Origin of the sequence: Streptomyces sp. NPDC052496 (assembly GCF_040679095.1) — a bacterium.
Classification (GTDB): domain Bacteria; phylum Actinomycetota; class Actinomycetes; order Streptomycetales; family Streptomycetaceae; genus Streptomyces.
On the sequence record NZ_JBFAUH010000006.1, the window covers coordinates 274,066 to 294,435 of the forward strand.

The 20,370-nt window shown below is 70.1% G+C and carries 14 protein-coding genes; 6 read left to right on the forward strand and 8 right to left on the reverse strand.

What is annotated here, in order from left to right; genetic code table 11:
- Positions 1-217: 217 nt before the first annotated feature.
- Both AB0L45_RS11440 and AB0L45_RS11445 read left to right on the forward strand, forming a co-directional pair.
- Complete coding sequence (locus AB0L45_RS11440) at positions 218-2,377, forward strand: ATP-binding protein (RefSeq protein WP_365838467.1); 2,160 nt, start codon at positions 218-220, stop codon at positions 2,375-2,377.
- A 234-nt stretch (positions 2,378-2,611) separates the two neighbouring features.
- A complete protein-coding gene (locus AB0L45_RS11445) occupies positions 2,612-3,931 on the forward strand; it encodes an SUKH-4 family immunity protein (RefSeq protein WP_365838468.1) in 1,320 nt (439 codons plus the stop codon).
- A gap of 125 nt (positions 3,932-4,056) precedes the next feature.
- Here the strand turns inward: AB0L45_RS11445 and AB0L45_RS11450 are convergent, their stop codons facing one another.
- From AB0L45_RS11450 to AB0L45_RS11465, 4 genes are all read right to left on the reverse strand, one after another.
- Positions 4,057-6,279 (reverse strand): SUKH-4 family immunity protein, encoded by a 2,223-nt coding sequence (locus tag AB0L45_RS11450; RefSeq protein WP_365838470.1) that lies wholly within the window; start codon positions 6,277-6,279, stop codon positions 4,057-4,059.
- A gap of 54 nt (positions 6,280-6,333) precedes the next feature.
- The gene (locus tag AB0L45_RS11455; RefSeq protein ID WP_365838472.1) at positions 6,334-6,603 is read right to left on the reverse strand and encodes a DUF6406 domain-containing protein; all 270 of its coding nucleotides are present in this window, start codon (positions 6,601-6,603) and stop codon (positions 6,334-6,336) included.
- 75 nt (positions 6,604-6,678) lie between these two features.
- Positions 6,679-6,948, reverse strand: a complete 270-nt coding sequence (locus AB0L45_RS11460) for a DUF6406 domain-containing protein (RefSeq protein WP_365838474.1) — start codon at positions 6,946-6,948, stop codon at positions 6,679-6,681.
- Positions 6,945-12,623, reverse strand: a complete 5,679-nt coding sequence (locus tag AB0L45_RS11465; RefSeq protein ID WP_365838476.1) for a toxin glutamine deamidase domain-containing protein — start codon at positions 12,621-12,623, stop codon at positions 6,945-6,947. Before AB0L45_RS11465 ends, AB0L45_RS11460 begins: the two co-directional genes overlap by 4 nt.
- Between AB0L45_RS11465 and AB0L45_RS11470 the strand changes: the two genes are divergently transcribed.
- Together AB0L45_RS11470 and AB0L45_RS11475 are read left to right on the forward strand one after the other, a co-directional pair.
- Positions 12,616-13,380 carry a hypothetical protein gene (locus AB0L45_RS11470; protein ID WP_365838478.1) on the forward strand — a complete coding sequence of 255 codons (765 nt, stop codon included), beginning with the start codon at positions 12,616-12,618 and terminating at the stop codon, positions 13,378-13,380. The two genes, AB0L45_RS11465 and AB0L45_RS11470, sit on opposite strands and share 8 nt — an antisense overlap.
- Entirely contained in the window at positions 13,293-13,982 is a 690-nt protein-coding gene (locus tag AB0L45_RS11475) for a hypothetical protein (protein ID WP_365838480.1), read from the forward strand. Before AB0L45_RS11470 ends, AB0L45_RS11475 begins: the two co-directional genes overlap by 88 nt.
- A 231-nt stretch (positions 13,983-14,213) precedes the next feature.
- Here the strand turns inward: AB0L45_RS11475 and AB0L45_RS11480 are convergent, their stop codons facing one another.
- Entirely contained in the window at positions 14,214-14,525 is a 312-nt protein-coding gene (locus AB0L45_RS11480) for a hypothetical protein (protein ID WP_365838482.1), read from the reverse strand.
- Between the two features lie 95 nt (positions 14,526-14,620).
- The gene (locus tag AB0L45_RS11485) at positions 14,621-15,061 is read right to left on the reverse strand and encodes a hypothetical protein (protein ID WP_365838484.1); all 441 of its coding nucleotides are present in this window, start codon (positions 15,059-15,061) and stop codon (positions 14,621-14,623) included.
- A gap of 628 nt (positions 15,062-15,689) precedes the next feature.
- On the opposite strand from AB0L45_RS11485, the gene AB0L45_RS11490 reads away from it, so the two are divergent.
- Together AB0L45_RS11490 and AB0L45_RS11495 are read left to right on the forward strand one after the other, a co-directional pair.
- Entirely contained in the window at positions 15,690-16,403 is a 714-nt protein-coding gene (locus AB0L45_RS11490) for a hypothetical protein (protein WP_365838486.1), read from the forward strand.
- 57 nt (positions 16,404-16,460) lie between these two features.
- On the forward strand, positions 16,461-17,285 hold the full coding sequence (locus tag AB0L45_RS11495) for an EI24 domain-containing protein (protein WP_365838488.1): 825 nt from the start codon (positions 16,461-16,463) through the stop codon (positions 17,283-17,285).
- On the opposite strand, the gene dapA is transcribed toward AB0L45_RS11495, so the two are convergent.
- Positions 17,242-18,180, reverse strand: coding sequence for a 4-hydroxy-tetrahydrodipicolinate synthase (gene dapA / locus AB0L45_RS11500; RefSeq protein WP_365838490.1), 939 nt, complete (start codon positions 18,178-18,180; stop codon positions 17,242-17,244). The two genes, AB0L45_RS11495 and dapA, sit on opposite strands and share 44 nt — an antisense overlap.
- A 69-nt stretch (positions 18,181-18,249) precedes the next feature.
- The gene (locus tag AB0L45_RS11505) at positions 18,250-20,019 is read right to left on the reverse strand and encodes an endonuclease/exonuclease/phosphatase family protein (RefSeq protein ID WP_365838589.1); all 1,770 of its coding nucleotides are present in this window, start codon (positions 20,017-20,019) and stop codon (positions 18,250-18,252) included.
- Positions 20,020-20,370 lie beyond the last annotated feature (351 nt).

Consider the following 20,370-nt stretch of genomic DNA (forward strand, 5'->3'; position numbering starts at 1 on the left):
CCCCGCGGCGGCCGGCCCACCCGCGGCCGCCTGAGTGCCCTTCCACCGCTCCAGAGCGGCCCGGGAGGGCACTCGTGCGTCAGGGGAGATCTGCGGGTGATCCGCCGTGTGATCCGCCGTGTGATCCGCCGTGTGATCAGGGAAAAGCGCCCTAGGATGAACGGCGTACGATCAACGCGGCTTGACGGTGCCGGACGGACAGTACAACGGGGAGACAATGACCAGCCCGACCCAGGCCCCAGAACAGACAAAGGCCCATGAACCCCACCCCTACATCGGTGGACGCAATGCCGCGCTGAGCGCGCTCGCCGCGTGGCGGATGGAGTGGCCGGGCGCCCCTCGGGTCGTCATCCTGACCGGGAGCCCCGGCACCGGGTGCTCGCGGCTGCTCACGGGGTTCTTGATGCTCTGCGACCCGGAGCACCGCAAGGGGCTCGAACTGGACGCGCTCGATCCGGCGACCGTGCCTCCGGACCTGCCCGCGCCCGCGGTGCCGAGCGTCGCCGGGCTGACGGCGGCGCAGACCCTGTGGCTGCTCGCCGATCACTACGGGCTGGCCGCGCGCCGCACTGCCGACATCGTTCCCGAACTTGGTCAACTCCGGTCGTCCGGGCAGCCGGTGACGATCGTGGTGCCGGATGTGGACCGGGCCGGTCCGGTACGGGGGACGGGTGAGCCCGCGCGCGTGGTGCGGGACGTGCTGAAGCCCCTCGCCGCCCTCGATTCCGTACGGCTGCTCGCCGACGTACCCCGGGAGCTCGCCGCCGGGTTCGCCGAGAGCCTGCCGCCCGGCGTGGCCCAGATCATCGACCTGGACGCACCCGAGTGGGCCGACCCCGAAGGGCTGGCGCTACAGGCCGAGACGCTGCTCGATCCGCATTTCGGCGCCCCGGAACTGCCCTTCACGATCGACCTTGACGCTCGGCGCGCGCTCGCCGAGGCGATCGCCCGGCGCGCGGGAGACGGCGCGGGCAGCCGCCTGACCGTACAGCTCGCCGTGCAGTCGATCCTGATGCACCCGGAGGGGTTCGACCCGGCGGATGCGGACCACCTGCCCGGCAGCGTCGACGAAGCGCTCGACCTGCACGCCCGGCGACTCGGCGCCCACCCCCGCATCCTGCGGCAGATCCTCGCGCCCCTCGCCCTTGCCGAGGGCGACGGCCTGCCCGTGCACCTGCTGACCCCGCTCGCTTCCGCGGTCGCCGAGCGGGACCTGAGCGAGGACATGGCGCGGGGCATGCTGCTCGCCGCCCCCTTCATCCGGCCGGTCGGGAGGGCCGGCGAAGGCGTCCCCGAGGACGAGCGGACCCTCCTCGGATTGCAGCACCCGGGCATCGGCGAGGCCGTTCGGGCGGGCATTGCGGATGTTCCGGGCGCTCAGGCGCGTATCGCCATCGCGTTGCTGGAGGCCGTACCCGATCAGGACTGGGCGAAGGCAGGGACGTACGTCCGCGATCACATCGCGGGACACACCTTGGAGGCCGGCCTGCTTCCCCAGCTCCTCACCGACCCCGGTCTGTTCGCCCACGCCGATCCGGTGCGGTTGCGCGCCGCGGTGGAGGCCGTACCGCCGGAGCAGTTGGACGCTCCGGCACGCACCTATCTGCGTACGGCCCCGCTGCTCACCCGTACCCAGGCACCCGCCACCCTTCGGGCGGCGCTCCTGGAGACCGCGTTCGTCGAAGACGGACTGCCGGAGTACGCGGCGGTGCTGCGCCGCATCGTGCCCGCGCTTCCCTGGCACACCCTGTGGAGCGTGCCGGTCGCCGGGGCTGATGCCGTGACCGTCGGCACACTGTCCCCGTCCGTGGACCCGGCCCCGTCCGTGGACCCGGCCCCGTCCCCGTCCCCGTCCGTGGACCCGGCCCCGTCCCCGTCCCCGTCCGTGGACCCGGCCCCGGCCCCGTCCCCGTCCGTGGACCCGGCCCCGGCCCCGTCCCCGTCCGTGGACCCGGCCCCGGCCCCGCCCGCGGCCGTGTCGGACGGCGCCGCGCAGGCGGTCGCCGTGAGCGTGGTGCCGTACGGCACTCCGGGGGCGAGCCCGTTGCGGGCCGACGACCCCACGGCCGCTGCCGTGCTGGTGCAGGACCTCGCCACCGGCGCCGTCATCGATGCCGACCCGGCCCGGATCCAGCGCCCTTCGCACGGCGAGCGCGCCACCGGAGCGCTCGGATTCAGCCGCGGCGCCGATTACGTACGCGTCTGGCGTCGTGGCGAACAGCAGGGCGACGAGGAGATCGTCACGGTCCTGATCTCCGCCACGCCCTTCACGGGAACCGATCTCTCTCCCGACGGCATCCTCCTTGTCGCCACGGAAAGCAGTGTCAAAGCGCTGCAGATCCGCCCGGCGCAGCCTGGTGCTCACCCGGCCCCCTGACACCCACCGCAGACCGCTAGCCTCAAAGCCGAACGCCGAGGCACCCAAGCACCCAAGCGCCGAAGCCTTGCGAAGGCGCCCGTATCAGACCGCCTGCACTCAGGCCCACTCGGACGAGGGCCGCGGAGTCCGCCCGGCACCGACCCCGGCTGCACCGGGCCCGACCCCGACTGCACCGGCACCGACCCCGGCCGCACCGGCCTCGTCCGCCCGAAGATTTCGAAGGGAGTTCCCGTGATCAGCCAGGAGCAGGCGCTCGCGACCGCCGAGGGGTGGCTCAACCCCGAGGGACAGGAGCGCCGTGAGGTGCGGATGCAGGAGTTCGATCTGGGCTGGGTGGTGTGGGCCGCGGCCCCGCCGGCCGAGCGTGACCCGGTCACGGGCAAGCGCCGGCCGCCGGCCACGATCGGCCACTCCTGCGGCGTGGTCGACCGCCGCACCGGCGAGCTGAGCACCTGGCCGTCCGTGCCGGTCGAGGAGGTCGTACGGATGTACCAGCAGAAGCACGGCGGCGGCCAGGAGGCCGCGCCGCCCGCGCAGCCGCCGGTCACCGGCCCCGGCAACACCACGGTCGTCACCTACGTCGACCCGCGCACCGGAGAGGAGAAGAACCTCTCCATGAACTCCGCCCCCGGCCTGCCGCACTCCGAGTACCAGGCCCTGGCGGAGATCCAGGACCTCGACGTCCCCGCGGAGAACGTGGTCGCGATCCACACCGACCTCAGCTCCAGCCTGCTCCCCGGCGGGTACCCGGGCCGGCTGATCAGCCGTGCCTACCCCAACGTCCGGTTCTCCTGCGTGCAGGAATACGGCCTGCGGGGCGAGGAGCGCGCCGAGGCGGTCGCCGGGCTGCTCCAGCACGTCGAGATGATGCACCAGATCGCGGGGCAGCAGCCACCGCCCCGGCCGCACCGCGTGCCGGTACGCACCGATGTCGAGCCGGCCGAGCCGCTCCGCGACGTCGCCCTGGGCCGCGAGCTGACGGAGGCCTTCGGCGCTGACGAGGTACATCGCTACGACGCCGACGACGTGGCGGGCACCCCGCTCCCCGAGGCCGCCAAGGCCACGCTGATATGGGCCGGGCTTCCGGCCGACGTCCCGTTCTTCTTCACGGCCGACAGCCCGGAAGCGGAGATTCCGGGCGGCCTGTTCGGCAATGCCGCCGCGTATCTGCGCCGGGTCGGCACCCAGGCGAGCGACGACACCCTCGCGTTCCTGGAGGGGCACGTCAGGATCGGCACCGACGGGGTCGCGCTGATCACCGTCCAGTGCACGGGGTCGGACCTGGAGGGTGAGCCGGTCGGCCAGCTCTGGGCCGTCACTCCGGAAAACGGCGCGGGCCGCCGCGTCAACGCCTCGGTGGCCGCCTTCGTCCGCTCCCTCGCGCTCCTGGAGACCACCCGCGAGCGGATGACCGGGCTCGACCCGGTCATGGCGGGCCGGGCCGTCGCCGACTTCCAGGACCAGCTCTTCGCCATCGACGCGTCGGCCCTGGACGACCCGAGGAACTGGTGGTCGGTGATCGTCGAGCAGATGTGGCACGGACTGTTCTGATCCGCCCCGATCGCCGTGGAGGCGCGACGCGTTGCTGATGACGCGCCGCGCCTCTTCGCGTACGTACGGGTTTTCCGTGCGTACGGTTTCTCCGTACGCACGCCTGCCTCTGCGGCTGATCGGCGTCACGTGTTGTGGAGTACGTACGCCCAGGCGGGCTGCTCACCGCCCGTCTCATCGACCTCGGCCAGTGCTCCCAGGACCCAATAGGTGATCTGATCTCGTTCGGAACCGCCCGGGGGCAGGACATTCCGGCTACGCAGTCCGGTGACGCACAGCGTGACCATGGTGAGAAAATCTTCGAGGCTGTGCGCGGCGGGGAGAGCGGCGAGGTGCTCCTGGCCCGGCTTCGTGGGAACGCGCAGGACGTGTCCGGTGGGCCCGTCGACCACGAGCTTGCCGCCCATCCACTTACCGATCTGGAAGAAGGGCCCGGTTTCGGGGACGGGCTCGATTCCTTCGGGCCAGGAGGGCAGTTCGTCGAGAATGCCCATCTCCCAGTTGCCGTACGGGAACAGCCCCATGCCTCCCTCGTTCATGACCGGCAGCCCGAATTCCAGGAGGAGTTCGCGGGTCGCCGCGTGAGTGAGCCGATCAGGGAAATCCTCGACCTCGATGGGATAGATCGCGTCCTCGCCGAACAGGATGCTGACGTCCTCGTGGCTCGGAGCCGGTGCGCCGCTCGGACAGCTCGGGCCCGCATCGGCGTAATCCCAGCTCAGGGGCTGCTGCCGGGCGCCGAAGCCGGAGATGTCGACACCGTCCATACCGCCCGCACCGTCCGCAGGCCGGATGGCGATCAGCCCCGAGTCGCCCGCGAAAATGACGACGTCACCCACGGCCAATGGAGTGCAGGGCAGGACAAAAGCCTGCTTGCTTCGCCGGGGGGAGGACGAGGCGAACAGTTCCCGGACGAGAGCGGGCGAAGCGGAGTGGCCCGTGGCTGACGCGGGCCAGGTGAGATCCGCACGATGCTCCTGCGGAATCTCGTCGTACTCCCAAGGGCCCGCGACACGGTCTCCGGTCTCCGCGTCCCAGATCGAGACATACGGCTGCTGTTCTTCTTCCACCGTCCGCTGCTGCAAACCGGCAATGGCGGGTCGCCCCTGCCAGCGCACCTCCGCCAGCGCGGCGAACCTCCCGGCCCGCAGATAGTGCGCATGGAAGCCACCCGGCGGCCGCCAGTGGGCCCACTTGGCCTGCCAGGGCAGTGCCACACGAGAGGAGGCGACCGCCGACGCGAATTCGAGATCGCCGCGTGAAAGCGCCATCAGGTGCAGCCACGAAGCCCATTCCGCCTGATGCCGCGGAGTGACCCACCAACCCCACAGATGAATCGCGTCGGCGGCGGCCGTGTTTCCGGGAACGAAGTACGTGCTGCTGCGTGCCGCGTCCATGAGCGCCGTCTGCGGCAGGTTGGCGACGACACGCCCGTCCCGGAGGAGTTCGTCGTACGTGCCCGCTTGTACGGCGTGCATGGCGAGCCCCGTGGCCGCATACAGACCGACGGCACTGCGCCTGGACCACCCCTCGGGGTGGGTGAAATCCGGAGCCGAGCGCGTCAGCCAAGCCACCATATGCCCGCTGACCCGGGACAGTTCGACAGATTCGGTCTCCCGGCGCAAGGCCTCGGCCAGACCTTCGTCGACAAAGGAAACCCCGAGCGGGCCGAGCCGAAGAATTCCGGACCTTTCCCTCGCCAACTCAGCGAGTTCGTCCTCGGACGCCGCTTCACCGGTCAGCGCGGTGACCAGTTGGGCCCAGACAGGAACGGGTACGAAACGGGGCTCGGCCAGTGCCAACGCCCGCACGGCAATGGACTCCGTCACCGCCGGCGGGACCTCGACGGCTGCCGCGGACAGCCGGAACACCGCCCCAGGATCATCGTCAGCCGGCAGCAACTCGGGCACCACATGGACCAGCACGGCCAACTTGCCACGCGCCAGCCACGGAAGGGTCCGGGTCACCAACCGCTCCGGCTCGTACGACCGCCGTGTCGGCCCGGCCCGATGGGCGTTGACGACCAGCAGCAACCGCTCCTCGGGCCACGCGCCGAGCGCGAAATGCCAGTCGTCCCGCTCGTCCGCGGACAGGTCGACTCCCAGCGCCGTGAGGGCCTGGTGCATGACCTGCTCGGCGGTCAGACCGGTGGCGTCGACGACAACACTGCCGGGCACGCACTCGTGCGCCTCCCGCACAACGGCCGAAACGTCCTGACCACCCGCAGAAACCAGAAAGGCCACACGGCCACCGAGCCCACCCGCACGCCACCACGCGCCGACGCGACCGGCGACCTGTTCCTCGGGGATTCCGGCGGTGCGGGGGGTGCCGGGGGTGGGCTCGGGCATGGTCCTCCTCAGTTGCGCGGTGATGCGACCCTACGTGTGGCTGGGTACGAATAGTCAGGCCGGGGCAGCGGTGACGCGGCGCAGGAGCACGGTCCAGCCGTCCTCGCTCGGCCAGCCGGTCAACTCGGCGAGCTGCCAGGTCTCGTCGTTCACGGGGAAGGTTTCGCCGATGCGAAGGATGTGACTCTGCTCCTCGGTGGCGAAGCTCACGAGCCGAACCCTGATCGAGGCGTCGGACTCCCTGTAGATATCGCCCACTACGAACCTCGCGTTCTCGGACTTTCGCTGGATCCCGTGCCAGAGCTGAATCGTGTCAACGCTCACGTCTCATCCTCCGAAAGGTCGCGTGGCTGAGCCCGGGTCATCGCTGTCGCATGACCCGGGTGGAGCGGTGGCGATTCAGGCCGGGGCAGCGGTGACCCGGTGCAGGAGCACGGTCCAGCCGTCCTCGCTCGGCCAGCCGGTCAACTCGGCGAGCTGCCACGTCTCGTCGTTCACGGGAAAGGTTTCGCCAACGCGGAGGGTGTAATAGTGCTCTTCGGTGGTGACGATCCCTAGCTTGACCCTGATCGAGGCGTCGGACTCCCTGTAGATGTCCATCACGGCGAAGCTCGCCTTCTCGGCGTTTCGCTGAATTCCGTGCCAGAGCTGAATGGTGTCGCGGCTCACTTCTCGTCCTCCAAAGACGTGTACTGGTCGCTGCAGTATTTCATGAATTCCTTGATGGACAGCGGCTGAGGATGCCTCTTGTTGTGCGGGTTGCGCAAGTGAATCATGCCCTTGTCGTCAACTGATACGATCTCGTAGACGTGGGAGCTCAAGAGATTCTTCTCCATTTTATTCTCCACGCCCGTGCCCTTGGAGCGGGTGCCGATAACGACCGGCCTACCACTTTCCGTGAGCTCCCGCAGGTGGGCCAGGAGTTGTTTTTCCGGGCTGCGGCCGTGCATATCGTACTGTGTCGGGAATTCGTGGTTCTCCGACGTACGCCCAGTCAGTTGGGCGAGCAACTCGGCACGGTCACCCGATGTGGAACCCCGGCCGATACGGGAGTAACCCGTCAGCAGGTTGCCGTCGAAGTCCGTGTTGCGGGGGAACTGTGACTCGTGCTCGCGCTTCTTGTCGTCCCAGAACTGGTCCAGACCCGCAATGGCCTTCTCCATGATCACCGGCCAGGCCACGCCCGTGTCGTTGGCGTTGGCGTAGACGGTGATGTTGGGGAAGTCGCTGTACACGGGCACCTCGGGAGTGACGCGCATGGTCAGGATCCGGCCGGTCGGAGTCTGGTTGCCGTACTTGTTGCGCCGCACCTCGTGGAAACGGACCTCGTAATTGCCGTCCTCGGTCTCCCGGATCATGTCCTGGAGGAGATCCGGGTACCTGCTCGCGACGGCTCCCATGGTGGCGATCATGCCGCAGTCACCGATTTCACCCTGCTGCGTCTGCTCGCGCGACGGAGGTCCGTCGAACAGCGGCACGCGTGTCCCGTCGGGGCGATCCAGCGGGGTGCCGTAACGGTCGGGCTGGTGCTCCGGCAACTTCTCGTGGTTGCCGAAGCGCGGCTGGTCCACCTCGGTGGTGAGCTCGGTGGGCTCGGTCGGGCCTGAGTGGGTGATGGACTGCCACATCTGCTTCAGCCGGCCTGGCTTTTTCGGCTGGTTCTCCGAGGCGGGGGAGCCCTCGCGAGTCTCGTCGGCGGACGGTGCCGGGGCGCCGGCCTGCTCGGCAGATCCTGTGGTGGCGGCGGTGGTGGGGCGCGGGGTCTCTCCCGTGCCCGCGATGGTGGTCTCCGTCTGCGGAACGTGGCGGTCTGCCGAAGGCGTGCGCTTGCTGTCGGCCGGGTCGGTGGTCGGTGTTCCGGCGGGGTCGGTGGTCGGTGTTCCGGTCGGGTCGGTGGTCGGCGTGCCGGCGGGGGCCGCCGGGGCGCGGCGGTCTGTGCCTGCCGGGTTGGACGGGGATGTGCGGTCGGGGTCCGTGGTGGGATGGGACGGGCCGGACTGAGGCGCCTGGGTGGGGGGTGTGTTCTGGTCGTGTGTGGGGGCCGGCGGTGGGTTCTGGCCCGGGTTCGCCAGCGTTTGCGCCAGGTCGTTGACGAATTTCAGGTGCTGCTGAATTTCCCGGTCCTGGAGCTGCTGGCTCGGTGTGCGGTACTTGTTGAGCGCAGCCTTGATCTGCGACTCGGTCTTGCCTTCCGCGCGCAGCCTGTCCCGCTCGGCCGCCTTGAGATTTTTGAGGTCCGGGTCCGCTCGGTAGGTCGTGCTGTAGTAGACGGGCACGCCGTCCATCGCCCGGGAATCGTTGATGGTTTTGGAGCAGTTGGCGTGGCCGGTGGGATGCCCGGATGGAGTGTTGGGCAGGCCGCAGGGCTCGCGTTCGGTGTAGAGGCCCTTGACCTCGACTTTTTTTAGATTCTGGGCTTCGCGGTTCTTGTTGAGCTGGTCGATCCAATTGAGAATGTGGGATTCGGAGTGCATCGGGTCGGCGCCGTCCACGGCAGGCGGAACCGACGAATCGACGATGTAGTGGCTTTCCCCGGTGTCCGGGTCGAGAACTTCCACGACCGCGTAGTTCTTGCCGGAGAAGTCGGGAGAATTGCTCTCCGTCTCCTCAACCAGTTGCTTGAGGTCCTCCACGTCCCGGAGGATCGTCCCGTCCGGGTGCGAGGCGAGTTCACGTCGCCAGGGAGCCGCTGATTCGTGGAACTTCCCGTTGCCGTACACGTCGTTGTGCGCGGCCGGATCCGGGCTCGCGCCGACGGCGTTGTTGGCGTGGAAGGACTGGCTGATGCGGGCCAGCGCGGCGATCGCGGTGTACCGCTGGCCGTCGTTCATCCGCGACCACGCCGGATCGAGATGCTGCCGCAGATCACTGTCGGTGAAGTTCGTTGACGGCATCGGAACAGCCCGGTGCGCCGCCATCGCGGACTTGTGGGCGGCCTCAGCCAGGGGGAGAGCCTGCTGGGCATGGGCGAGCCGCTGCTCCGCCGCCGCCCGCTTGGCCTGAGCCGCCTGCTTCGCGTCCTCGGTCTTGGCCTTCCGCTCCGCGGTCGCCGCCCTGGTCCGCTCCGCCTTGGCGTCGGCGGCTTCCTTCAGCGCCCGGTCGTAGTCCTGCCGGGCCGCACGTACCAGCTTCGCCGACTCCGCGTGCGCTTGGCGGCGAACGATGGATTCCCGCAGCACGTCGGCCAACGGCACCCGGGGCGGGTCGCCCTGGGGCTGGGCCCACTGCCGCATCTGCGTCTGAACCGGATTCAGGCCGATCCGATGGACGTTGCGCTTGTCCCGAAGGTCGCCCTGCGCTTTGTCCGGAGGAAGGCCCGCATGCGCATCGGTCCGTGCTTCCGGGTCGGGAAGGCTCTGGTTGCGCCGCTTGCGAGTGGCTTCCGCGCTGGGGTCGGACTCAGAAGGCGTACCGGCCGGGCGCTCGGGGGCGGCGTGGGCGGTATCGGCAGGTGTGGTCCCGTTCTGGTGCTGCGTGGTGGGCCGGCTGGTGGTGTCGATGGGGCGGCGGTTGGCGTCCAACGGGATCGCGAAGACGCCGTTGTCGCCGCTGTGGAGCGGGGTGGTGCTGTGCCGGCCCGTCTGCGGGTCGGCGTAGACGATCTGACCGTTGTGGTTGACCACGTTCCAGGCGTGGGCGCGGCCGTCGGCGTTCTGGGTGATGATCACGGCCTGGGCGCCGTGGCCCTCGCTGAGGAGGGTGGACTCCAGGTTGTTGTACGCGTCGCGGCCGTCACCGAAGTCGTCGAACTCGGCGCCCAGCGCGTTCTCGATACGGTCGCGGCCGTTGGGCTCGGGCGTGTCGGCGGGGGTGCCGTCCTCATTCGGGCTGCGGCGGGCGGCGACCGTGGGGTTGCCCGCGTACGACTCGACGAACGCCAGCGACGCGTCCGGGCAGTTGACGTCGCGGCCGGACTCGTCCGGGTTCTGGCCGCGCAGATCGTCGACCCAGGTGCCCTCGCGCGGGTCAGGGGCCTGCTGGAACGAGCCGTCCTCGTTGCGCGGGAACCTCTCCCGCTGCGCGCGGTTGTCGGCGTCGCTCGGGTCGTCGTAACCATCCGGCGGACCGGAGGGGCGCGTGGCGGTGGCCGGGAAGACCGGTTCCCTCGACTCCGATTGGTGGTCGGTGTCGGGAGGGGTTGGGGTGTCGTGGGCGTCCTGGGGGGTGTGGGCCTCCTGGGTGTCCTGGGTGGCGTTGTCCTGGGTGGCGTGGGTGTCCTGCTGGTCCTGTGTGCTGTCGGGCTGTGGGCTGTCCTGGGCCGGCGCGTCCGAGTCCTGGGGCGTTTCCGCGTCCCGGTCCGGGGTGGGGTCCGTGTCCGGGGTGGTCTCGGACGCCTGGTCCGGCTTGGGCTCCTGGTTCGGCTTGGGTTCCTGCTCCGGCTCGGGATCCTGGGGCGGCGTCGTTTCGGGAGTCGGCGTCGTCTCCGGCGTTGTGGAGGACTCCGGGGGCGTCGACGGGTCGGAGCCCGAGCTGTTGTTGGTGTTCGGAGTGTTCTGAGTGTTCGAGGTGTTCGGGGTGCTCGGGGTGTTCTGAGTGGACGGCTGAGGCGTCGACGGGGTCAGGAAGTACGGAGTGATCGGCTTCCGATTGGCGTCCAGCGGGGTGTAGAAGACCTCTTGGGCGCCCAGGTGGATCGGATTCTCGCTGACGACGCCGGTTTGCGCGTCGACGAACAGGACCTGGCCGTTGTGGTTGACCGCGGCGAAGGCGTGGCCGCCACCGCCGGGCCAGTTGACGCCGATCACGGCTGCCGAGCCATGCCCGGCCTGCGACAGCTCGTAGGCGATACGTGCGTACGGGTTGGGATGGTCGTTGCCCGCGTACGTGGCAGGTGCGCCGGCCCAACGCTCCTGGTTGGCGACCGAGTCGCGCTCCGCGGAGAAGGTGTTCAGGGTGCCGTCCGTGTTGAGGTCCAAGGTGCGCGGGGCGGACACCGTCGGGCGGCCGAACCATGTTTCGAGGAACGAGCGGGTGCAGTCGGCGCAGTTGTTGGACCGGCCGGGCACCCCCACGCCGCCGTCGTTCTGCAGACCGGCCCAGTTTCCCTGCCGCGGGTCCGCGTACACCTGCGGGGTGCCGTCGGGGTTCTTCGGGTGGGCGTTTTCGAGGTCCTGCTGATGGGCGGGGTCGGGTGTGGTCAGGCCCTCGAACGGGATGTTCAGGTTGTCGCGAATGTCCGAAAGGCTGTCCGCCTGGGGCGGCGGCGGAGGCGCCGTGGGGTGCTTGGGCGCGCTGCCGTCAGTGGGCGGCTGGTGCTGGTCGGGCGTCTGGTTGGTGGCGTCCGGCTGCTGAGGGTGTGGCTGTTGGTTGTTCGGTGCCGGCATCCCCTGGTCGTTCGGCGTGGGGGTGGGGTTGGGGGACGAGGCCGGTGACTGCTGGTCCGTCGGACGGTTGGCCGGTCGGTTCGCCGGCTGCTCGCCGCGGGGCGGCGTGGCCGGGCGCCCAGGCGTATCGGTGCGCGGCGTCTGGGTGCGCGGCGTCTCGGTGCGCAGCGACGACGCGGGACGGTTCTGCTGGGTGTCCCGCGAAGGCGTCGTGGGCTTGGTGCTCGGCCGTTCCGTACGCGGCGTCGTGGCGCTGGGCCTGGTGGCCCGTGGTGTGCTCGTGGGGTTGCCTGCTGCCGGCGCCTGTGTCGGGATGGGGCCGGCCGCCGGTGGTGGCATGGCTCCCGGGGGCGGCGTCGAGGGCGTAGCGGACGGCGAGGGCCCCTGCTGCGGGATGCCCGCGTCACCAGGCTGCGTACCGGAAGCCGGGGGCGCCATGGTGGCGACGTTGCCCATGAGGTCGAGGCTGTCGTCGTCCGGGTGGTGCGGCGTCGGTGACGACGGTGTCGGCGCGTGGCCCTGACCAGGGCTGGGGCTGGCGGTGGACACGTTGCCGGGCATGGCGGCGCTCGGCATGGAGACGCGGCCGCTGCCCTGGTTCTGGTTGCCGTTGTTGTTGCCGTCGCTTGAGTCGCCCGGCGTGGGGCCCTGGGCTGCTGCGGGCGTGGTGGTGCCCGAATCGCGGTCGACCTGGTGCACGCCGGGTTCGGAGCGGGAGTTGTCGGGAGCCGGGGTCGGTGCGGCCTCGGGGCGGTCCGTCTCCGGCGGCGGGGACGGCATGGGCGCGGGCTCGGCGTTGCGCGCGTCCGGGATCGACGCGCCCCGCTCCGGGGAGCCGTCGGCACTCGGCGTGGTGCCCGGGCTCTCGATGGGCGAGGAGTTGGAAGGCGTGGACGGCTCGGTGCCCGGTGCCGTGCGCGGCGGGGCGTCCGGTGTGCTGTCCGGGCGGCTGGAGTCAGAGGTGGACGCGTCGTCGCCCGGAGGACGGCTGATGCTCTCGTTGTAGGCCTGGGTGCCCACGTCGAAGGGACTGGGCGAGTCGGACCCACGGCTCGGCGAGGGCGCGAACGACGAGGGGCTCGACGAGTCCGGGCTGCCGGTGCTGTCCGTACTGCTGTTGGACGGCGTACTCGGGGAAGAGGAGGGCGCACTGGCAGCCGACGGGCCGTCGGACGACGAGGACGGGCTCGACGACGGAGACGGGCTCGACGACGAGCTGTCCGAACCGCTCGTCGGAGTAGCGGACGAGGACGACGGCGAGGACGACGGACCACCGATATCCGGCGCCCTCCGCCCGGAGTCACCGCTGCTCGAACTCGGCGAACCGCTGTTACTCGGGGAGTCGCTGGACGAACTGCTGCCGTTCGAAGAACTGCTGTCGCTCGACGACGAGGTGGATGCGCTGGGCGAGTTCGAAGAATTGGAGGAACGGGAGGAGCTGTTGGACGGACTGCTGTCGTTGGACGACGAGGAATTGCTCGACGGCGAGGTGCTGCTCGACGGCGACGAATTGTTTGACGCATTGTTCGACGACGAGGAATCATTCGACGACGACGAAGAATTGCTCGACGGCGCATCGTTGGATTTCGGCGAACTGTCATTGCCGGAGTCCGATGAGCCGCTGTTGCTGTTGCCGCCGCCGTCGCCACCGCCGTCGTTCCCCCCGTGGGTCAGTCCATGGCGGGCGCCATGCCCCGCGCGGGAGCCGGCGCCGTCGCGCAGGGACTCGCCGAAGGTGGAGCCGGAGTTCTTCAGGGCCTCCTTGCCCTCTTCGTAACCCTTCTTGGCGGTGCGGCCCAGGTCGTAGCCCGACTGCTTGCCGAAGTTCTGCTCGACGGTCTGGGCCACCAGGTCGGAGACCATGGCTTCCAGAGCGGAGACAAAGGGTTCCTTGGCGGTCTCCAGCACCGCCTGCAATATCTGTTGGGCCACCTCTTTGAGGAGTTTGCGCAGAATCAGCCGCGTGGCGGCGGCCGCGCCCAGCGCGCCGAGCTCGGACAGACCCAGGGTGAAGGGGGCGGCGGCCTGAGCCGCGATGATCTCGACCGCCAGGATCACCAGCTGGGCGATCACCGCAACCTTCAGCCCGATGATGAGCATCGCCGCGGCGTCCAGGCAAATGGCGATCAGCTCGGCGCCCTGGCGGGCGTCGTCGAGGTAGCCCGAGCTGCCGGAGAACTTCTCCCAGGTCTTGCTGAAGCCCTCGATGGAGTCGCCGGCGTTCTCGGCGAGGATGTTGCCGGCGGCGGTCACGCCACGGGCCTGGAGACTCTGCACATCGGCGGCGAACTGGCGCCAGGTGTTGGCGCACTCCATCATCTTGTCTTCGTTGCCTGTGGGCCACTCGAAGCCACACATTTCGAGAACCCACTCAAGTGAGTTCGGCAGCATCAAAGCCATGACGAAGACCCCCGTTGTCGCCCATGTAATCCGTGTCGCCCCGGCCCTGTGGGCCGACCGACTCCTTCCGCCTCACCGCCGGCGGAAGGGCCCTGCTTCTCTGCTGCTGGAGGCGCCATTCGGCGCCTCGTGAGCACTTGAACCGTCCAGCCGTCCAGCCGTCAGGCGGCAGCCCTGGTCACAGCCCTGACCACAGCCCTGGTCACAGTCCTAGCCATGGGACCGCCGCATGCTGCGGTACAGCTCGATTGCGGAGTCCGGCGGAAAGTTAGGGACATAGGTGACGGCTCCGTCGATTTTGGAAATCACCATGTGACTGCCGCCCAACGGCGCCTGAGTGCCGGGCGGCGGCGGGGGCATGACCGCGTGGACGAGGAAGCCGATGTCGAACTCCGCCACGTGCAGGGGTGCCGGGTTTCCTTCCAGGTCCCGTACTTCGAACCGGGCGCGAGCGGCAGCCAGTGCCTCTTCGGCAGTGGCGGGGACGGGCTGTACGGGTTCCGGCGCGTCGGGATGCGACACGGACTTTCTCCTGTCGGTGAAGGGGCCCCTGCGGGGCAGGCGCGATCATGCGGGCGGACTCGAACTCGTATGCGGACTCGGTGCGGCGGTCCGTGTCACCTGCTGATGGACTTCAGTATCCGCACGTCGCCGCCGAACTGGTTCTCCGGCTTCTGCTCCTTGATCAGAGCGTGGGTGAAGTCCTCGTTCTCCGCATGGTTCTTCGCCATCCGCTCCAACGCCTTGCCGATTTCGTTGAGCTTGGTGGCAAGGTGCTCCATCGAGTCCGTCATGCCGTCGCGCAGGCCTTCGTAGACCACGCCGAACTTCTCGCCGAGCTCGTCGTCACCCCACGGAGGGGTGCCCTCCTTGTCGCTGAAGGTGGTCAGGCCCTTCCAGGCGTCCTGGGCGACGCTTGAGAACGTCGTCTCCTTCGGTGCTTCGCCTCCGCCGCCTCCACCGTCGCCCTGCGCGGCCAGGCCGTTCTTCAGCTTGACGGTCGCCTGGTAGAAGTCCCTGGCGATCTCGGAGAAGTTCTTCCCCTCGACCTTCAACATGTCCGAATTGCTCTTGAACCCGTCGCCCATGACTGTGCCCCCGTTCACCACCCGGCGCCGTCGAGTTGCCGGTTCACACCTGTTTCACGTCAAGGCCAGAGTATCCAGAGGCACTGACAAGCCCTCAACCCCTGGGGGTCACAGTGCTGTCCCAGAGAAGCGTGGCCAATACACCTTGCGAGACGAAGCGATTGCCGTGGTCGGGGTGGCCGATGTCGAACTCGCGTCCCCGCAACGGCATTCGGTGCCGGCGATGTCATAACACCCCCACTGAGCGCCGCGAGTCGCACGCGGCACATACGCGGCGGATGCTCTGGCCGGTATGTGGCCGTGCCAACCCGGCCTTCCCTGCGTCACCATTGACTCGAACGGACACGAATCGATCCGTACCGGGAGGCGTCGTGAGGTTGGGTAAAGCGCTTGCTGTCGGTGTCGCGGAGGACGTGGAGCGCGCGCAGGACGCGCCGGACGCGACGGGGACGGACGCGCAGGGCGCGGACGCAAAGGGGACAGGCGTAAAGGGAACAGGCGTAAAGGGGGCAGACGCCGAGTGGACGGACATAAAGGGCCCGGACGCGCATGAAGTGGTCGTCGAGGCGCCCCGGCAGGACCCGGTGCCGGCCGGGCGATGAGGCTGCGGCTGCCCGAGGAGCGGCCCGCCGGCCCGCCCGTCGGGTTCAAGCTCGCACATCCGGTGATCTCCCACGACGGGAAGCGGGCCGGGTTCGCCGGGGTGTCGCTCGGCGGCGCGCTGCCGTACGGGTTCGTGGATGAGGCGCGCTGTGTGTACGGGAGGCGTCATCGCTGCCCGGCGCTGCGCTGTGATTGCGGGTTCTACTGCTTGCACACGTTCGAGCAGGCGCTGGCCCTGGCGTGTTCGAGCGAGTACCGGAGGGCGGTGCTGCTGGAGGTCACCGTCCTCGGGGCGTACATCCGCTTCGAGCGGGGGATGCGGTACGCGCGGCAGCGGGTGCGGGTGGCGCGGGTCGGTGCGTGTGCGTGCGGCCGGATGCCGTCGGGGTTCGCGGACGCGGGGTGGGGGCGTACGGGCTGGCGCGTGTTGACGGCCGTGTGCGCGGAGTGCGCGGACCGGCGTGGGCGTACGGCGTTCGCGCCGTGGACGGCGGTGAGCTTCGAGGAGTTCGTACGGTGCGGGGGCGGGCCGCTGCGCATCGTGGCGGGTGGTGAGCCGGAGGCGGGGGAGGCGGACGTGAAGGAGGAGGCGGTGGCCGAGGTGCGGTCGGTGCCGGAGCTGGCCGCCGAGGCGTCGCTGATGCAGGCCCGGCTGGACTGGCTGCAGCGGCAGCTGGCCCGGTTCACGGGCGGGGGCCGGGTTCCGTAACCGTATCCGTACGATGCGGAGACGGGCGTCTGTCATGCGCCCGCTAGGCTGACGCGTATGCGCGATCTTGTGGCGGGAACGGGGTACCTGGGGAAGGGGCAGCGCTGGGTTGCCCGGCACGGCCGGTGGTGGGGGTTCGGGATGATTCCCGCGCTCATCGCGCTCGTGCTGTACGCGGGGGCACTGGTCGCGCTGGCCTTCTTCGCGGGTGACCTCGCGGCCTGGGCGACGCCCTTCGCCGACGGCTGGGGTTCGCCCTGGCAGGGGGCGCTGCGCGGGCTGTTCGTCGCGCTGCTCTTCGCGGGCGGGCTGCTGCTGTCCGTCCTGACCTTCACCGCCGTCACGCTGCTGATCGGCGACCCGTTCTACGAGTCGCTGTCGGGGAAGGTGGAGGAGAGCGAGGGTCACTGCCCGCCGGGGCCCGGCCTGCCGCTGTGGCGGGAGCTGTGGATCTCGCTCAAGGACAGTGTGCACGTGCTGGTGCGCGCGGCCGGTTTCGGGCTCCTCTTCTTCGTGCTGGGATTCGTGCCGGTCGTCGGGCAGACCGTGGTGCCCGCGATCGGTTTCTGCGTCTCGGGGTTCTTCCTCACGGTGGAGCTGACCTCGGTGGCGATGCAGCGGCGCGGCATCCCCGTGCGGGAGCGGCTGCGGATGCTGCGCGGCCGCAAGGGGCTCGCCGTCGGTTTCGGTACGCCGCTGGTGCTGCTGTTCCTGGTGCCGTTCGTTGCGGTGTTCCTGATGCCGGGCGCGGTGGCGGGGGCGACGCTGCTCGTCCGCGACCTGACGGGGGACAACGAAGCAGCGGGGGCAGCGGGGGCAGCTCCCCAGACGGAGGAAGCTACTGCTGCGCCGACTTCAGGGCCGCCGCCAGCTCGCTGGTGATCTCCGGGCCCGCCGCCAGGAGGGGCGCGCGGACCGGCCCCGCGGGCAGTCCGAGGGCGTTCAGCAGGGCCTTCGCGGTGACCGCGCCGGGGTGCTCGGTGCCCATCATCGCCTCGATGAGCGGGGTGAGGCGGCGGTAGCGGCGCGTGGCCTCGGCCGGGTCGCCGGCGTCGTACGCGTCCAGGACGGCCCGTACCTCCCGTGGCGCGGCGTTGGCGACCGTACTGACGCAGCCGACGGCGCCGATGGCCCGGAGCGGGAGAGCCTGCTCGTCGCAGCCCGCGTAGTACGCGAGGCCGGTGGCCGCCAGCACCTTCGCGCTCTTCATGAGGTCGTACGCGCAGTCCTTGACCCCTTGGACGCGCGGGTGCTCCGCGAGCCGTTGCAGGGTGTCGGCGGCCAGTGCGGTGCCGGCGCCGGTACGTCCGGGGATGTCGTAGAGCATCACGGGCAGGCCGGTGGCGTCGGCGACCGTACGCAGGTGGTGGGCGATGGCTTCCTGGCCGGGGCGCGAGTAGGCGGGGGCGGCGACGAGCAGGCCGTGCGCGCCGGCGCGTTCGGCGGTGTGGGCCAGTTCGACGGTGTGCCGGGTGTCGCTGGTGCCGACACCGGCGGTGATCCGCACCCGGTCGCCGGCCGCCTCGGCGACGGCCCGGATCAGGGCTTCCTTCTCGGCGTCGGTGGTCGTCGGGGACTCGCCGGTGGTGCCGCTGAGGACCAGACCGTCGCAGCCCTCGCCGACGAGGTGGGCGGCGAGGCGCTGCGCGCCGTCGAGGTCCAGGCCGCCGTCCGCGCGGAAGGGCGTGATCATGGCGGCGACGGTGCGGCCGAAGGGCGGCGGGGTGCTGGTACGGCCGAAGGGCGACGAGGACGGAACGGCGCTCGTTGTGGTCATGGAGCGGAGTCTGGCCCCGCCGCGGCCTTCAGGTCTACTTAGTTGTGCTGGCAGGAAGGTTAAGGAGCGCTACGGCTTCAGGCGCAGCACCTGCGGGTCGTGATCGCTCGACTGGTCGGCGTACTCCGCGTTGATGTGCACGATGTCGTAGTCCACGCGACGCAGGTGGCGGCTGGTGAGCATGTGGTCCAGCACCTGCGAGTTGCCCTGGTAGACGTACCCGTAGCGCTCGCCGCGCGGCAGGCGGTCGACGAGGTCGGTCAGGACGCCGCCGGCGGTCAGGGCCTTGAGGGTGGGCGAGAACTGGTAGTCGTTGAGGTCGCCGGCCACGATGACGTCGGCCTTCGGGTCGACCCGCAGCACGTCCTCGACGAAGGAGTGCACGGCCTTCGCCTGCTGGACGCGCTGGGTCTCCGACGTACGGGCCGGAGGCTGGAAGCGGCTGTCGAGGCCCTGGTCGCCGCCCTTGGAGTTGAAGTGGTTGGCGACGACGAAGACCGGGCGGCCCCGGAAGCAGAACTGGCCGGCCAGCGGCTTGCGGCTGTTGGCCCAGGCCGCGTTGCCGGGGTCGATGCGGCCCGGCGAGGCGGACAGGCGGGGCTTGCCGGAGGAGCCGGTGACTTTGACGGGCGTGGTGGCGTCGCCGCCGGCGATGTCCGTGAAGGTCACCCGGGCGGGGTTGTAGAGGAACGCGGTGCGGATGTTGCCGCCGGGCTGGCCGCCGTCCTGGTTGTTCGCCGGGTCGATCTGCCGCCAGGCGTAGGAGGGGCCGCCGGCCGCCTTGACGGCGTCGGTGAGCTGCTTGAGGGTGGCGTTCGCGGAAACGGTTCCGTCATCCGTGGTGCCGTTGTCGTCCTGCACCTCCTCCAGGGCCACGATGTCCGGCGACGCGAGGTTCTTCACCAGCGCCTCGGCCAGCCGCGCGAACTTGGCGGGCGGCGTCTTCGGGGAGAGGTTCTCGACGTTGTACGTGGCCACGGCCAGCTCGTCGGCGCGCTGCTTGCGCGTGGTCTCGCGGGCCGGGCCGCGGTCGGTGAGCGCGCCCAGTTCGGTGGCGGCGATCCCGTACCCGCCGAAGTTGTCGTAGTCCAGCGGGCCCGCGGTGGTGCCGGTCAGGAGGTCGCCGGTGTCGGCGACGGGGAAGGGGCGCTGGGTGAAGGGGATCAGCGAGGTGATCTTCACGCGGCCGGCGTTGGGGTCCTGGTACGAGCCGTAGAGCGCGCCGCCGCGCACGGTGCGGTTGTGGCGGGGCTCGGCGGTGGCCCACAGCTCGTTGTGCGTGTTCGTCGGGCCGACGACGGACGCGTCGGTGACGGAGACCCGCATGCCCTCCAGCGACTCGTACCGGTCCAGCGCGTACGAGCGGGGGCGCAGCGGCAGGCCCTCGATGCTCTTGCCGCCCGCCGAGGGGGCGTAACGGTCCGGCACGCTCGCGGCGTTGAGCTGGAAGGCGGCCGGGAGCGGATTGCCGGAGGACGCCACGGTCCAGGCGGCGTCGGTGATCTCGGTGACGGACTGCAGGCCCGCCCGCTCGCCGCCGGGGTAGTACTCGCTGACCGTGCCGGAGACCCGTACGGAATCGCCGACGGCGACCTTCGGCGTCTGCTTGCCGGTGAAGACGAAGACCGCCTCGCTGGTGGCCGGGTCGCGGTCGGGCTCCGGGTCCTGCACCCAGAAGCCGCGCGCCGAGCCGAAGGCCCGTACCGCCGTGACCGTACCGGGCACCTCGGCGACCTGCCGGCCCGCGAACGGCGAGAGGCGGGTCGTGCCCTGGATGTCGTGGATCCGGGTGACCGCGGCCGAGGCGGTCTGCGGTACGGCGAGCAGCCCGCCGGCCAGCGCGGCGGCGACCAGCGCGGTCAGCGTGGCGGACCTGCGCAGGGCGCGGCGGCGGGGCGTACCGGACGGGGCGTGCGTCGATCCGTGCGTCGGTACACGGGCGGGTATGTGCGGCGGTGTCTGCGCGGACACGGAGGGCCTCCGGAAGGCGGGTGAGGGTGGGAACAGCGTGCGAGAAGGCGTGAACGCAGCGGAACGGAAACGGTCCGGCAGCCTCTACGCGCGTCAATCTCTTGTGTGCCCAGGGCAGTTGTCAAGGCTCGCCAGGTGTACGGGCACGGAAACCAAGGTGAACCGCCCGAGATGCACGGAATTCCGTCTACGCTGGGGCTTCGCACGAGCCGTAGTCCG

What these genes read in the sequence shown, in the direction of transcription:
- AB0L45_RS11440 (WP_365838467.1), top strand. Translation starts at nt 218, where the DNA reads ATGACCAGCCCGACCCAGGCCCCAGAACAGACAAAGGCCCATGAACCC.
- AB0L45_RS11450 (WP_365838470.1), bottom strand. Translation starts at nt 6,279, where the DNA reads ATGCCCGAGCCCACCCCCGGCACCCCCCGCACCGCCGGAATCCCCGAG.
- AB0L45_RS11475 (WP_365838480.1), top strand. Translation starts at nt 13,293, where the DNA reads ATGCCCCGCGCGGGAGCCGGCGCCGTCGCGCAGGGACTCGCCGAAGGT.
- AB0L45_RS11485 (WP_365838484.1), bottom strand. Translation starts at nt 15,061, where the DNA reads ATGTTGAAGGTCGAGGGGAAGAACTTCTCCGAGATCGCCAGGGACTTC.
- AB0L45_RS11490 (WP_365838486.1), top strand. Translation starts at nt 15,690, where the DNA reads ATGAGGCTGCGGCTGCCCGAGGAGCGGCCCGCCGGCCCGCCCGTCGGG.
- AB0L45_RS11495 (WP_365838488.1), top strand. Translation starts at nt 16,461, where the DNA reads ATGCGCGATCTTGTGGCGGGAACGGGGTACCTGGGGAAGGGGCAGCGC.
- dapA (WP_365838490.1), bottom strand. Translation starts at nt 18,180, where the DNA reads ATGACCACAACGAGCGCCGTTCCGTCCTCGTCGCCCTTCGGCCGTACC.